The sequence below is a fragment of the Paraburkholderia sp. XV genome (assembly GCF_020177535.1).
Lineage (GTDB): Bacteria > Pseudomonadota > Gammaproteobacteria > Burkholderiales > Burkholderiaceae > Paraburkholderia > Paraburkholderia caribensis.
On record NZ_JAGUUD010000105.1, the window covers coordinates 1 to 13,539 of the forward strand.

General features: G+C 65.2%; 11 protein-coding genes. 6 read left to right on the forward strand and 5 right to left on the reverse strand.

From position 1 onward, the window contains the following. Positions 1-89: 89 nt before the first annotated feature. Complete coding sequence (locus KFO72_RS33110) at positions 90-476, reverse strand: YybH family protein (RefSeq protein WP_225033865.1); 387 nt, start codon at positions 474-476, stop codon at positions 90-92. Between the two features lie 82 nt (positions 477-558). Then, complete coding sequence (locus tag KFO72_RS33115) at positions 559-1,455, reverse strand: EamA family transporter (protein ID WP_054930143.1); 897 nt, start codon at positions 1,453-1,455, stop codon at positions 559-561. Between the two features lie 98 nt (positions 1,456-1,553). On the opposite strand from KFO72_RS33115, the gene KFO72_RS33120 reads away from it, so the two are divergent. The 3 genes from KFO72_RS33120 (at position 1,554) to KFO72_RS33130 (ending at position 3,712) form a co-directional block, all read left to right on the forward strand. Continuing rightward, a complete protein-coding gene (locus KFO72_RS33120) occupies positions 1,554-2,450 on the forward strand; it encodes a LysR substrate-binding domain-containing protein (protein WP_036004315.1) in 897 nt (298 codons plus the stop codon). A gap of 167 nt (positions 2,451-2,617) precedes the next feature. After that, complete coding sequence (locus KFO72_RS33125) at positions 2,618-3,289, forward strand: TetR/AcrR family transcriptional regulator (RefSeq protein WP_060602584.1); 672 nt, start codon at positions 2,618-2,620, stop codon at positions 3,287-3,289. Positions 3,290-3,508: 219 nt separating this feature from the next. Further along, positions 3,509-3,712: a hypothetical protein gene (locus KFO72_RS33130; RefSeq protein ID WP_054930144.1), complete on the forward strand. Its 204-nt coding sequence runs from the start codon at positions 3,509-3,511 to the stop codon at positions 3,710-3,712. A gap of 82 nt (positions 3,713-3,794) precedes the next feature. Here KFO72_RS33130 and KFO72_RS33135 read toward each other — a convergent pair whose 3' ends face one another. Then, the gene (locus tag KFO72_RS33135; protein ID WP_028368672.1) at positions 3,795-3,956 is read right to left on the reverse strand and encodes a DUF1328 domain-containing protein; all 162 of its coding nucleotides are present in this window, start codon (positions 3,954-3,956) and stop codon (positions 3,795-3,797) included. A 149-nt stretch (positions 3,957-4,105) separates the two neighbouring features. Here KFO72_RS33135 and KFO72_RS33140 point away from each other — a divergent pair, with 149 nt between their 5' ends. Next, complete coding sequence (locus KFO72_RS33140) at positions 4,106-4,597, forward strand: DUF523 domain-containing protein (protein ID WP_225033866.1); 492 nt, start codon at positions 4,106-4,108, stop codon at positions 4,595-4,597. Between the two features lie 24 nt (positions 4,598-4,621). On the opposite strand, the gene KFO72_RS33145 is transcribed toward KFO72_RS33140, so the two are convergent. Both KFO72_RS33145 and KFO72_RS33150 read right to left on the reverse strand, forming a co-directional pair. Continuing rightward, entirely contained in the window at positions 4,622-5,272 is a 651-nt protein-coding gene (locus KFO72_RS33145) for a LysE family translocator (RefSeq protein WP_225033867.1), read from the reverse strand. An 88-nt stretch (positions 5,273-5,360) separates the two neighbouring features. Continuing rightward, positions 5,361-6,176 carry a helix-turn-helix domain-containing protein gene (locus tag KFO72_RS33150; protein ID WP_225033868.1) on the reverse strand — a complete coding sequence of 272 codons (816 nt, stop codon included), beginning with the start codon at positions 6,174-6,176 and terminating at the stop codon, positions 5,361-5,363. 501 nt (positions 6,177-6,677) lie between these two features. On the opposite strand from KFO72_RS33150, the gene KFO72_RS33155 reads away from it, so the two are divergent. Both KFO72_RS33155 and KFO72_RS33160 read left to right on the forward strand, forming a co-directional pair. After that, positions 6,678-9,551, forward strand: a complete 2,874-nt coding sequence (locus tag KFO72_RS33155; protein ID WP_225033869.1) for a sugar ABC transporter — start codon at positions 6,678-6,680, stop codon at positions 9,549-9,551. Continuing rightward, positions 9,541-13,503 carry a tetratricopeptide repeat protein gene (locus tag KFO72_RS33160; protein ID WP_225033870.1) on the forward strand — a complete coding sequence of 1,321 codons (3,963 nt, stop codon included), beginning with the start codon at positions 9,541-9,543 and terminating at the stop codon, positions 13,501-13,503. Before KFO72_RS33155 ends, KFO72_RS33160 begins: the two co-directional genes overlap by 11 nt. Positions 13,504-13,539: the final 36 nt, after the last annotated feature.

Sequence of the window (13,539 nt, forward strand, 5' to 3'; positions counted from 1 at the left end):
GGTGCCGCCCCGCACAGGGGCGACGCTTGAAGCTAGATAACGCATCGCGGATGCCAGCGCAAACCCAAGCAAACCAAAACCAAAAACGCTTACCCCTTCACAAGCAAACTCGCATCCCTCGCCACCAACCAGCGCCCATCAGTTTCCTTACGCAAAATCGTAAGCGTATTACCGGCATGGCGCACGGGCGGCGCCGAGCCATCTTTCAGCGTAATCGTGACCTCAAGCTGCGAACGCAAAAATGCCCAATCCCCCAGCACCTGAAGCTCCAGAATCTCGCTCTTACCATCGATATCGACATTCTTCTGGCCCTCAGCGGCCACCCCAAACGCGGCTTTGCCGAACGGCTTCTGCCCAGGCACCATAAACACCGCGTCGTCGGTCATCAGACTCATCACGGTCGCCGTCTCGCCAGCCTTGCTTGCGGCGAGCCACGTATCGATCAGTTCGCGAATGGCGCGTTCGTCGTCGGTCATGATGGGTTCCTTGCAGATCGGCATGCGATCCGTCGATTGTAGACGGCCCAGTTCCAGCATCATTCAGACCCAACAACCCCCATCACTTCGATGTAACGATCACACCCACACTCGCGCTCACGACGAACAGCGTGCCCGCCAGCTGCAGCGCCGTCATCGGCTGATGCAGCACGATAAAGCCCGCCGCCGCGCCGATGGCCGGCTCGACGCTCATCAGAATCCCGAACGACGCAGCGGGCATGTGGCGCAGCGCAATCATTTCGAGCGCATATGGCAGCAGCGGAACCAGCACCGCGAGGCCCGCCGTGGCCGCCAGTTGCATCGGCGCGATGTGCAGGCCGTGCTCGACCAGGCCGAACGGCGTCGCGACAAGCGCTGCCGCGATCAGCGATACGGAAAGCCCTTCGAGCCCATCGAACAGCGCCCCCGTCTTTTTCATCAACACGATATAGCTGCCCCAGCCGCACGCCGCGCCCGCCGCGAGCAGCATGCCGACCGGCTCGCCGATCCAACCCGAACGGTCATGCGCGAGCAGCAGCACGCCAGCGACAGCGAGCAGCGGCCACAGCAGCGCGCGCAGACGCCGCACGCCGAGCGTCGCGACGGCCAGCGGCCCGAGAAAGTCGATCGCCACGGCAAGCCCGAGCGGAATCCGCTCGATTGCCGAGAAGAAACAAAGCGTCATGCCCGCCATCGCCACGCCCAGCACACCCGCCGCGAGCCAATGCGCCCGCGAGTAGCTGCGCAGCTTCGGACGCACCACCAGCGCAAGGATCAGCGCCGCCCACGCGAGCCGCAGCCACGTCGTGCTGAACGCGCCGAATGCGGCCATCGTCGGCGCGGAGAGGGCGGCGCCGAACTGCACGCACGACATCGACAGCACGCCGAGCAGCGCAGCCATGCCGACATGGCGCTTAGGGGCGCTAGACACAGGCGCGGTGTCAAAGGCAATCGGTTCGGCGAGGGTGGAATTTTTCATGGATTTGAACGGGCGCACTACAGACAGGCCCATCATATCGACGAAACGGGCGTTAAGATAAGCTGATATTTCTTATGCCGATATCACGGACGCTAATAATGCGCGACTTCGACAGCAGCCTCCTCCGAGCCTTCGTGACGGTCGCAGAAACGGGCGCGGTCAGCGCGGCGGCCGTGCGCCTTGCGCGCACGCAGGCGGCCGTCAGCATGCAACTGCGCCGGCTGGAAGACGACATCGGCCAGCGGCTGCTGGAGCGCTCGCCGCGCGGCGTGCGGCTGACGGACGCCGGGCACAGGCTGCTGCCCTACGCGCACGCGATTCTCGGCGCGGGCGAAGACGCCCGCCGCGCACTCGAAGTCGGCGACGTGGCGGGCACGGTGCGGCTCGGCATGCTCGAAGACGTGGCCGTGGGCCGCCTGCCGCGCGCGTTGCGGCGCTTTTCGGCGGCGCATCCGCAGGTTGCGCTGGAGATCGTCGTCGATGCGAGCGCGGCGCTGTCGCAACGTCTCAACGAGGGCGCGCTCGACGTGCTCGTCGGCGATCCCGCGATGGTCGACGCGACACCGCTCGTCACGTGGACGCAGCCGCTCTTCTGGGTCGGCGCGCGCGGTTATCTTGCCGACCCGCAGTCGCCGTTGCCGCTCGTCGCGTTCGGCGGAGCGTGTCTGTGGCAGCAGCAGGTGATGACGGCGCTGCGGCGCGCAGGCATTGCGTGGCGCGTGGTCTGTACGAGCACGAGCCTGCCCGCCGTGCAGTCGGCCGTCGAGGCGGGGCTGGGCGTATCGGTGCTGCTCGACGGCAATATCCGTTACGACACGATGCGCGTGCTCGGCGCCGCCGACGGCCTGCCGGAGCCGCCCGCCGCCGATCTCGGCCTGTTCGTGCGGCAGGCGGCGGGCGCGCAGGAAGCCGCCGTCGATGCATTGCGGACCTTCCTGTGCGAAGCGCTCGATCTCGACTTCATCGAGCGCACGTCTAGAGCGCCGCGCCGGTGATTGGCGGCGAGGCGCGTGATAACCTCGCTGCGGCGGATCGTGCACCGTTTTGCGCCATGGCCCGTTTCATCATCGGCAGGGTTGATGCAAACTGCTTGCATAGCGGCTCGGCCGAACATCACGTCGCACATCCAACGTTTCAACCTTCATTGATTCACGGAGTTTCTTTGCCCACGACTCACCCGTCGCGTCGGCAGCCCAAGCAGGCGCGCGCCGAATTCGCGCTCGACAGCATTCTCGAAGCCGCCGCCCGCACGCTCGAATCCCATGGCAAGGCAGGGCTGACGACGCAGCGCGTCGCCGATACGGCAGGCTTCAGCATCGGCGCGATCTACCAGTACTTTCCGAACAAGGAGGGCTTGGTCGAAGCGCTCGCGAGCCGCGAACTGGAGCGCCTCACGGCGATGATGAAAGAAGCGCTCACGCAGCCCGCGCCGTTCGGCACGGGCCTCAACGCCCGCCGCATGATGCGCGCGACGGCGGCGTTCATCGGCGACCGTCCGCGCCTCTACAGCATCCTGCGCGCCGAATGGGCGGACGCTGCGCCCGACACGGCAATCGGCGAGGGCATGCGGCGCTACTTCGAATTGATCGCCGGCACGCTGAACCGCGAGAATCCGGATCTGGGCAAACGTATCGCGTGCGACGAAGCGCGCTTCGTGCTGTTTCGCGCGATCTCCGGCGTCCTGCTCGCGACGGCGCTGGAGCGGCCGCATTACTTCGGCACCGATGCGTTCGAAGACGAAATGGTCCGCCTGATTCTCGGCTTTCTCAACTACGATCTCGATCCCGACATTCCACGTCTGGCGCCGGAGGGTGGCAGTTTTACAAGCGCGTGAAAGTTATGAGGATTCCTCGCGTATACGCAATGCAGCAACGTCGGGCTTGCGAGGGAATTTTCCCTGATGTCATATTGTGCATCCGAGGGCTGCAAGCACTTGCCGGTGCAATGAATCATCCCGTGGCGAGCGCGTCGTGGCTTCCTGAAGGACAGATCAATTCGACACCGCCGTGACGCCGCACAGTCGGTCCGCGCGGACGGTGCAATCGGGGAAAACATGAACCATCACCAGCTTGAGTCGGCTCTCGACCATCTCGAGCACATTTTGGCGCGAATTTCCGGCACGGATCACCTGCCGTTGTCGTACTGGCGCAAGCGTGTCGACGACGTCACGGCTGCCGCGCGCATTCCCGCTCAAAAGAACCGCGCGCGCAGGCTGGACGAGGCGCTCAGCGCGCTGGAGTCGCGCGCAGGAGCATGACGGCTGCCAGCTGGCGCGAAGGGAAAGTATTGCAAGCGGACGCGCTATAAATTGCACGTCCGCTGGCACGTCGCATCCGTCGTCAACGTCGGATCACGCCCATGAGCAGCGTGACGAGAAAGATCACGATAAAGATAAAGAACAGAACCTTCGCTATTTCGGCAGCGCCAGCGGCAATGCCGCCGAAGCCGAAGACGGCCGCGATAATGGCGATGACGAAAAAGATGGCAGCGTATCGAAGCATGGAAGTCTCCACCAAAGGATTGCTGGACAGATCGATCCGATGACCGACCCACGCGCGGGAACCGCATTGACGGACGCAGGCGCCGCCGTCACGGCATGGAGCAACACCCGTGCCCATCTGGCTGTGCGCCGGAATCCGATAGTCGCGTTATGAAAAGGATACTCGTTAGCGCGTGCCTTGCCGGTCTCCCCGTGCGATACGACGGCTCCGCGAAGACGCTCGCAAGCATGCTGCTGCAGACATGGCGCGACGAAGGGCGGCTGGTCGTCGTGTGTCCGGAAGTGGCGGCGGGCTTCGGCACGCCGCGCCGTCCCGCCGAAATCCAGTTGCGCCGCAATGGGTACGATGTGCTGGACGGCACGGCCCGCATCTGCGACAACGCCGGCGCGGACGTCACCGCGCTTTTCATCGACGGGGCGCGCCACGCGCTCCAGCAGGCGCTTGCGCATGATTGCCGCTACGCGCTGCTCGCCGACGGCAGTCCATCGTGCGGCAGCAGCTTTATCCATGACGGCACGTTTTCGCGCGTCGCGCACGAGGCAGCGGGTGTGACAGCCGCGCTGCTCGAACGGCATGGCATCCGCGTATTCGCGCCTGACGGGATCGATGAGCTGGCAGCATCGATCAATGTCGACGGATGATGCCCTGTCGTGACCTTGACGACCTCATAGCCACTCGCGCGCGAGCATCGTCAGCACACTCGTTGCGATCGCGAGCAGCACGACGCCCGTGACGCGTTCGATTGCGGCGCCATGCCGCGTGAAACGCGCGACCACGGCGGGATGCCCAACGCCCATCGCGACGAGCAGATCCCAGCCGAACACGGCGGCGAACATCCATACGCCATACACGATTTGCGCGCTGAACGGCGCGTCGCGGGCCGCGAGCAACGCAAACAGGCTCGCGTAAAAGAGCGCGTTCTTCGGATTGAGAATCGCGGATGCGAAGCCCATCGCGAAACGCGTAGGCCACGCGCCCGTCCTCGACGAAGGCGAATCGTCCTGCACATGTGCCGCAATCGATGCCGCCCTTGCATGCCGAAGCATCAATACGCCGAGATAGAACAGATACGCGCATCCCGCTGCCTGCACGAGCGCGAAGGCGATGCCGTGTCGATGCAGCGCCGCAAAGCCGCCGACCGCGAGCACGATGAACACGCCGTTCGCGCAGGCGATGCCGAAGCACACGGCGCCCGTCTTGCGCCAGCCGCGCAACAGCGCACTGCGCGCGATCAGAAAAAAATCCGGGCCGGGGCTGAGCAGCGCCAGAAGATGCGCGCCCGCGACCATCGCGAATTGCTGTAGAGAAAGACCCATCTCGACTCCTTGTGTGTGCCGGGAGTCTGCTGGACAGGCGAACGAAGATATTGAAGAAAAGTGCGCGACGCGAAGCGGCTGGGCGCGCTCACGACACGGCGGCGCGACGGTAGGCGCCGGGCGTCATCGCGACACGCTCCTTGAAGGCGCGCTGGAAATGCGCCTGATCCGCGAAGCCGAGTTCATGCGCGATGGCCGTGAGCGCGCGTCCATGGCGCAACAGACGCCGCGCCGCGTTGATGCGCAGATCGAGCTGATACGCGTGCGGCGACATGCCCGTCGCGGCGCGGAACGCGCGAATGAACGCGTAGCGGCTCATGCCCGCCATCTGCGCAAGTTGCGCGATGGGCAGGCGCTCGCCGTACGCATCATGCAGAAGGCCGGTGATGCGCGCGAGGCGCTCGCCTGCGATACGCGGCACAGGAGGCAGGTCGCGCGCCTCGCCGAGCCACGAGCGTTCGCCGACGAACAGGATCAGCGCCGCTTCCTTCTCGCCGCTGTCCGCCTTCGAGAACAACAGCCGGTTGAGCGCGCAGTAACGCAGGTATGCTTCGCGGTTCTGGTTGATCGACGGACACGCGAGCACGGTGTCGGCGTCCGCGCTGCCGTTCTCGCGCAGCACCGCGCTCGCCCATGCGACGTCGAGATGAAGCATCTGGTAGCTCCACTCGCTCTGCGCATCGGGATTGCACGAGTGGACCCGCATGGCCGGAATCAGCACGAGACTGCCCGGACCGAGACGCGCGCGGTCGCCGCCGCACGCGTAGTTGCTATGCCCGCTGTCGACGGCGCCGATCGATAGCGTCTCGTGTGTATGCGGCACATAGCACGCGCGGGAATGGGAGGCGCGCCGGCTTTCGACGAACGGCAGCTGCGGATCGCACCAGTAACGTTGATCGTTCATGCGCCCGATGATCGCACAAACCTGCTCGCGCCCGCGAGTTGCGCCGGGTTGCAATCGCGAAATCGTTTGCGTTCCTTTCAATTATGAAATATTGGGATTTTAAAATGGCCACACCCTGCATGAAATACAGGCATTGCGCTGTCGCCGAAATGAAAAATAATGAAAAGTGAATATCCGTTCGCTATTATCTGTTTAACGTTTGCGAGCCTTTCTCAGTTTAATTCGCTATCGCCCGGGCCCTTCTTTAAAGCCTTTTCAGCCGCGTGATATTTTTACGACACCCGTTTTTTTCGACGTCGTTCGCGTTAGAATTCGCGCCGATTCACAGAGATAGCGCTTCATATCCTCTGATCTTTCCAGTCTGCAGATTTTCATCCGCATGCAGCGGCCGCCAGATATTTAACAATTGGCCATCCAGTGCTGCCGTAGGGACATAAATCCCGGGGGAAACCGGCTTTAAAACCGGTCGGTAAAAAGCAATAAAACCGAAGAAAAAATCGTATGCCAGTGGGGATTCAATCGATATTCGAAGCGCGACAGGCGCTCGACGGGGTAATGCAAGGCGATAAGCCGCGAATGGTCCGAACGACGATGGCGCAGCCGCGCGCGCTCGTTCGTGCGCTGACGCTCGTCCGCATGGTTGCGCTCACGTCGACGGCAGCGCTTGCGCTGCACGGCGTGGCCGCGCATGCACAGACGCAGGCTCATGCTCAGGCTCCCGCGTCCACTCAGTTGCACGCGCAAGCGTCGGGCGGTGCTCAGGCGCCGCGCGTCAATCTTGCATTCTTCTATGGCTCGCGCGTGCCCGTCGGCGAGTTGCAGGCGTTCGATGCCGTCGTGATCGATCCCGCCAGCGGCTTCGATCCTGCCGCGCATCCGTTGCGTGACACCGTGTGGCTCGCGCGCACGCATGCCGATGCCGCACAAGCCACGCCCGACGCATTCGTCGCTGCGCAGATCGAAACGCTCTGGCAGCGCGGCTATCGCGGCTTCCTGCTCGACACGCCGACGGCCATCGCGGCCGTCGATGCGATCCGCGCCGCGCATCCCGACGCGCGTCTCGTGATCGGCGGCGACGCGGCGTTGCAGGCCGCGTTGCCGCATGCGAAAGCGCTCTATGCGGTGATCGGCCCGTCGCTGGTGCGCGACGCGGCGAGCGGCAATGTCGCGGCCGGCGAGCGCGACGCGCGCAGCGCCGCCGCGCAACAGTTCACGCAAACGACGGGCGTGCCCGTCGTATCGATCGAAACCTGTCCCGCCGACGACCGCGCCTGCGCGCGCGCAACGGCCGCCCAGGTGCTCGCTGCGGGCGTCACGCCGTATGTGACGAACGCGTCGTTGAATGCGGTCGGCATCGGCGCAATCGAAGTGCTGCCGCGCAAGGTGCTGATCGTGCAGGACAGCGACGAAGACCTGCCGCTCGACGAAACACCCGGCGTGCGCGATCTCGCGACGCCGCTCAACTATCTCGGCTACGACGTCGAATACGCGAACGTCCACGAGCCCCTGCCCGAGGGCATCACGCCGGACCGCTATGCGGGCGTCGTCGCGTGGCTGCAGGGCGACGAGACGCCGAACAGCGGCGCGTGGCGCGCGTGGGTCGATGCGCGCCTCGCGGCGCACGTGCCGATGGTGTTTCTCGGCCAATTCGGTTTCGATGCGGCAGAAGACGAAGGGCGCGCGCTCGATCTGCAAGCCGTGGCTGGGCCGTTCGCAGACAAGATCGAGGTTGTCTCGCGCGATCCGATGGTCGGCTTCGAAGTCGATCCCAAGCTCGGCACGCGCGATCTGACGGGCGTGCAGGTCGGCAGCGCGAGCAGGTCGCTGCTGCGCGTGAAGAGCGGCGAAGCGACGCTCGACCAGATTGCGATCACGCCGTGGGGCGGCTTCGCGATGAGCCCGTACACGGTGGTCTCGCTCAACGGCATCGGCCAGGAGCGTTGGGCCATCCAGCCGATCGCGTTCCTGCGCGAGGCGTTGCGTCTGCAACCGATGCCGTCGCCGAGCGTCACCACGGAAAACGGCCGGCGTCTGTTCATGTCGCACGTGGACGGCGACGGCTTCGCGTCGCGCGCGGAGTTTCCCGGCGCCGACTATTCGGGCGAAGCGCTGTTCCAGCAGATTTTCACGCGCTACAAGGTGCCGATGACGCTGTCGGTGATCGAAGGCGAAGTGGGGCCGAAGGGGCTGTATCCGCAGATCTCGCCGAGACTCGAAGAGATCGCGCGCAAGATGTTCGCGCTGCCGTATGTCGCGATCGGCACGCACACGTATTCGCATCCGTTCGAATGGGAGAACGTCGATGCGAAGACGGGCGAGCGCATCGATCGCGGCGGCGGCGACACCGCGTTCTCGCTGAACATTCCGAACTACACGTTCAATATCGACCGCGAAGTGACGGGTTCGATCGACTACATCAATTCGCGTCTCGCGCCGCCGGGCAAGAAGACGACGATCCTGCAATGGCCGGGCAACTGCGAGCCGCCCGCGATCGTCGTGCGCAAGGTCTATGCAGCAGGGGTCGACAACGTGAACGGCGGCGACACCGTGATCACGAAGAGCGCGAACAGCTGGACCAATATCGCGCCCATCGGCGTGCTGAAAGGGCCGGGCGCGTATCAGGTGTACGCGCCGAACCAGGACGAGAACGTCTACACGAACGACTGGCTCGGCCCGTTCTACGGTTTCACGCGCGTGCTCGAAACCTTCGACATGACGGACAAGCCGCTGCGCTTCAAGCCGATCGACATCTACTACCACATGTATAGCGGCACCAAGGTCGCGTCGCTGCGCGCGCTCGACCAGATTTTCGCGGCCGTGCTCAAGCAGCCTGTGCTGCCCGTGCATATGACGGACTACGCGCACAAGGTGCTCGACTGGCGCTCGTTCGCCGTCGCGCGCACGGTGCAGAGCGAGGCGTCGAACGTGAAGTCGAGCGACTGGATCGTGCGCGGTAACGGCGAAGTGCGCGAACTGCACTGGCCGCTGACGAGCTCGCCCGATCTGCGCGCGTCGCGCGGCGTCACGGGCTTTGCGGCGGGACCGGACGGCACGTACATCCATATCGCCGATGGCGCGGCGCGCGTGTCGTTCGACCCGGCCGGCGCGCTGTCGAAAGCGGATGCGCTGCCGTACATCGCCGAAGCGAATGGCTTCGTGCGCGATTTCAAACGCGACGGCAAGAACATGTCGTTCGAGTTCGGCAGCTACTACCAGCCGTTCGTGAAGCTCGCGAATGCGCAGACGTGCAGCGCGACAGTAGCGGGCCGCGCGGTGCCGCTGCAACGCGACGGCGCCTACGTACGCTTCGACACGCCCGCGCTCAATGCCCTCGAAGCCCACTATCAGCCCGTCGAGATCCGCTGTGAACGATAAAACGAACGACAAACGTCCCCGTATCGTTCCGACGTGGCTCGTCTACACGCTCACGGGCGTCGTGCTCGCGACCATGTACGGCGTGTCGCCGCGCGGCGGCTTGCGTCAGCGCGTCGCGTCCGTCGGCGCGCCCAGCGAGTTGAGTGTCGCGTATCTGGAAGCGTGGTCGAGGGTGCGGCCCGACAACGAGGAATTCCTGTCACTATTGGGCGCGCAGTATCTGTATCTGGGGCGCACCGACGACGCCGAACGTATCGCCACGCGCATGGAAGCGCTCGGCAGCGACGACATGATGCGCAGCGCGATGATGCTGCATCTGTCCGTGACGGAGCAGCGCACCTTCGCGATTCCCGAAGACGATCCGCGCCGCGTGGCCGCGCTCGACGATCTGCGCGCGCGCCTGACCCAGGCCGCGCAGCTGCCGTGGGCGCCGAAGGATCTGGAATGGCTCGCGCAACGTTCGGCCGCCGTCGGCATGCCCGATGTCGCGGCGCGTCTGTACGCGCGTCTGTCGGCCAACGATCCCGACGGACGCACAAAGTGGGACACGCAGATCACGCGCTACGCACTGCAGGTCGGCGACTATCACGCAGCCGCTGACGCATGGTTCCGTCAGGAAGCCGTGGCGCAGACGCGCGACGAGCAACGCCGTTGCTTTGTCGCAGGCGTGCGCGTGCTGCAATCGGGCAATCTGCTCGACGACGCGCTGACAGCCGCCGACGCGCATCTCGGCAAGCTCGCCGACGATCCCGCCACGCTTATCGTGATGCTCACTCTCGCCCGCGCGGCGAATCGTCCGGATGCGGTGGACCGGTACGCGAAGCTGCTGGCGAAGTACGCGCTCGCTGAGCCGACGTCGCCGCTGGCCGGGCATGTGCGCGCCGCGGCGCAAGCGGGCTATGCGTATATGGATGGTCCCGTCGCGTACCGGCATGGTGGCTCGCTCGTCAGCCTGCGCGCCGCGATGCGCGAGGCAGCGGCGCAACAGCAGGGCGAAGTGCGCGTGATCCGCGTCGCCACGCAAGCCGTGCCGGCGCAGCAAGCCGCAAGCAGCGTGAATGGTGTGGACGCTTCGGCAGTCCGTTCGGACCCGAGCGTCGCGAATGTCGTGTTTCAGGCCTTCGTCGAATCGGGCGATCTCGCGAGCGCGCAGAAAATCGCCGCGCAGCAGGTGCAGCGCGATCCGCATTCGGTGGAGTGGGTCAAGCGTCTCGCGCAGGTTGCCGAATGGAATCGCGATCCGTCGCTCGCGCTGAAGTCGTGGCTCGATTATGCGCAACTGTCGAACGATCAGGTCGGCTGGCAGAACGTGCTGCGCATCGCGCCGATGCTCGACGACGACGAAGCCTATCTGACGGCACTCGTGCACGAAGCGCGCGCGAAGCCGAACGACCTGAAACTGATCGACGACGTCACGGCAACCTACGAACGCCTCGGCCGTCCCGACGACGGCCTTGCATTCCTGCGCTCGCTGCCGCGCGCGACGAACGCCGATGCGATCGATCAACGCATCGGCCAGCTTGCCGAGCGTGCGGGTCATGACGATCAGGCGCTCGCGACCTATCGGGCAGTGCAGGCGCGTCATCCGAACGACGCGAATGCGGCGCTGCGTACCGCGAGCGTGCTGTACCGACAGGGCGACTATCGCGCGTCGCTGGCTGCGCTGAAGACGGCGCGCGCGGGCGCGAAAGATAGCGACGAAGATTTCTGGCGCAACTACGCGGAACTCGCGCGTCTGCTGCAACGGGACGACGACGCGAACGAAGCGTATCGCCATCTGATCGCGAGCGGCGCGGCGACGCCCGAAGACCTCGGCGACATGACGTACTTCTACGATCCGTATCCGATCGATGCGGGCCGCGTCGCCGAATTGCGTTATCGCCGCGATCACACGGTGCGCGCGTTGCAGGACGCGATCTTCTACTACACCGACGCCCAGGCGATGGACCGCATCGCGTTTCTGCTCGCGAGTCTCTCGCCTGAAGAACTGAAGGCGGCGGAAGCCTCGCCCGCGCTGCTCGGCGTGCGCGCCGAATACTACCGTCTCATCAACGAGCCGCAGAAGGCACTCGCCGATCTGAAGCGCGCCGTCGATTTGCCGGGCGCGAGTTCCGATCTGCGCGCCGCGTACCTGTGGACGCTGGTCGACTACGGCAGCGACGGCGATCTGCGCGAAGCGCTCAAGCGTTGGCGCGGCAGTGCCGATCAAAGCTCGGCTCTGTGGGAGCCATATGCAGCCGCCGAAATGCGCCTGAACCGTCCCGTCGCGGCGCTCGAATATCTGCGCCGCCAGTCGGCGATGATGTCGCGCGATCCGCTATGGCTTCTCACCTATGCCGACGCGCAGGAACAGGCGGGGCACGACGGACTCGCGTGGTCGATCCGCAAGAAGGTGTGGCTGCAGATGCAGCAGGACGAAGCGCAGCTCGTGAAGCTGCACGGCGCGCAGCGCGCGGCGATGCGCGGGCGCACCGCGCAGGACGCCGAGACGCTCGAAGATCTGCGCGGCCGGCGCGTGACGCTTTCGGCCGAATATGCAACGGGCGATACGTCGGCTGCGCTGCTCGACAGCCTGATGTCGACGCGGCCCGCGACGGCTGACAATGCCATCACGCGCCGCACCATGATCGGCACGGCGAAGGGCCTGCCGGGCGGCGCGCCGCTGGACGGCGCAGGGCTGCCGGAGAATGCGCGCGTGCGCGGCGCCGTCGCGAAAGAAGTGGCGGTGGCGTGGGCGCTGTCGAAGGAAAGCAATCCGCTGGCAAAGCGCTGGCTTGCGCAGCAATACGCGGAACGCCTGTCGCGTCCCGCCGATGCGCAGCTGACCATCGCGCTCGCCGAGAACGATATCCCCGAGATGGAGCGCCTGCTCGCGGTGGAGCGCTCGCGCCTGCCCGTCAACGACCGCATCGACGCGACGATCGCCGTCGACCGGCCGGACCGCGCGCAGCAGCTCGCGTTCGACGCGCTCGACGGCGCGCCGGAAGACACCGACCTGCATACGCGCGTGACGGAAACGACGCTCGACTGGCCGCAATCGATCGACGCCGATGTGGTCAACCATATCGAGCATCCACTCGATTACGTCGAAACCACGCTCGCGGCCAGCCGCAAGATCGCCGAGCGCTATCTGGTCGGCGTGACGGCCGTGCAGCACTTCCAGCATTCGACCGACATCACGCAGCTGGTCAATGTGCCGTCCGTCGACCGCTGGCTCAACATCTACGGCGAGCGGCAAACGCGCGATACGTCGTTGACTGTGACAGGCGGACGGCGCGTCGGCTCGGCCGCGTTCTACACGCTCGATCTGGCAGGCGAAGTGGGGCGCAACTCGCCGCTCACGCTCGGCGTGCGCGCGGGCCGCAACCAGGTCGCGGACGAAAACCAGGCGCTGCTGGTCGGCGGCATGAAAGACAACGTGATCGGCGATCTCACGTATCGCATGACCGAGCGGATCACGTTCACGGGCAGCGTCGAAGCGGACCGCTTCTATAGCCAGGCGCGCAACTATATCGGCAGCGGTGTGCTGTCTACAGCGGAAGTGAGCTACCGCATCCGCACCTCTTACCCGGACTACACGTTGCGCGCGCTGATCACGCACGGCGGCTACGGCGCAAGCGGCCAGGCCGACGCGCTGATGACGCGCCTGTTGCCGACTGCGCTGCAGCCCGCGACGCCGCAGGACTTCATGCCGGACACGTACACGCAATACGGCTTCTACTTCGGCTTCGGCAACGATCTGCGGGAGCAGTACACGCATGCATGGCGTCCGTTCTTCGACGTCGGCATCGTGCATGACTCGATCCAGGGCTGGGGCCCGGACGTGAGTCTCGGTATTGCGGGCACCGTGCTGGGTGGCGATCATCTGGCCGTGTTCCTGCAGCATCAGCGCGTGTCGAAGATCGGCACGCCCGTCACGCTGCTGGGTGCGACCTACAAATGGTTTTACTGATTCGGGTTCTCCGATCCGGCGAATTGGGACGATAAC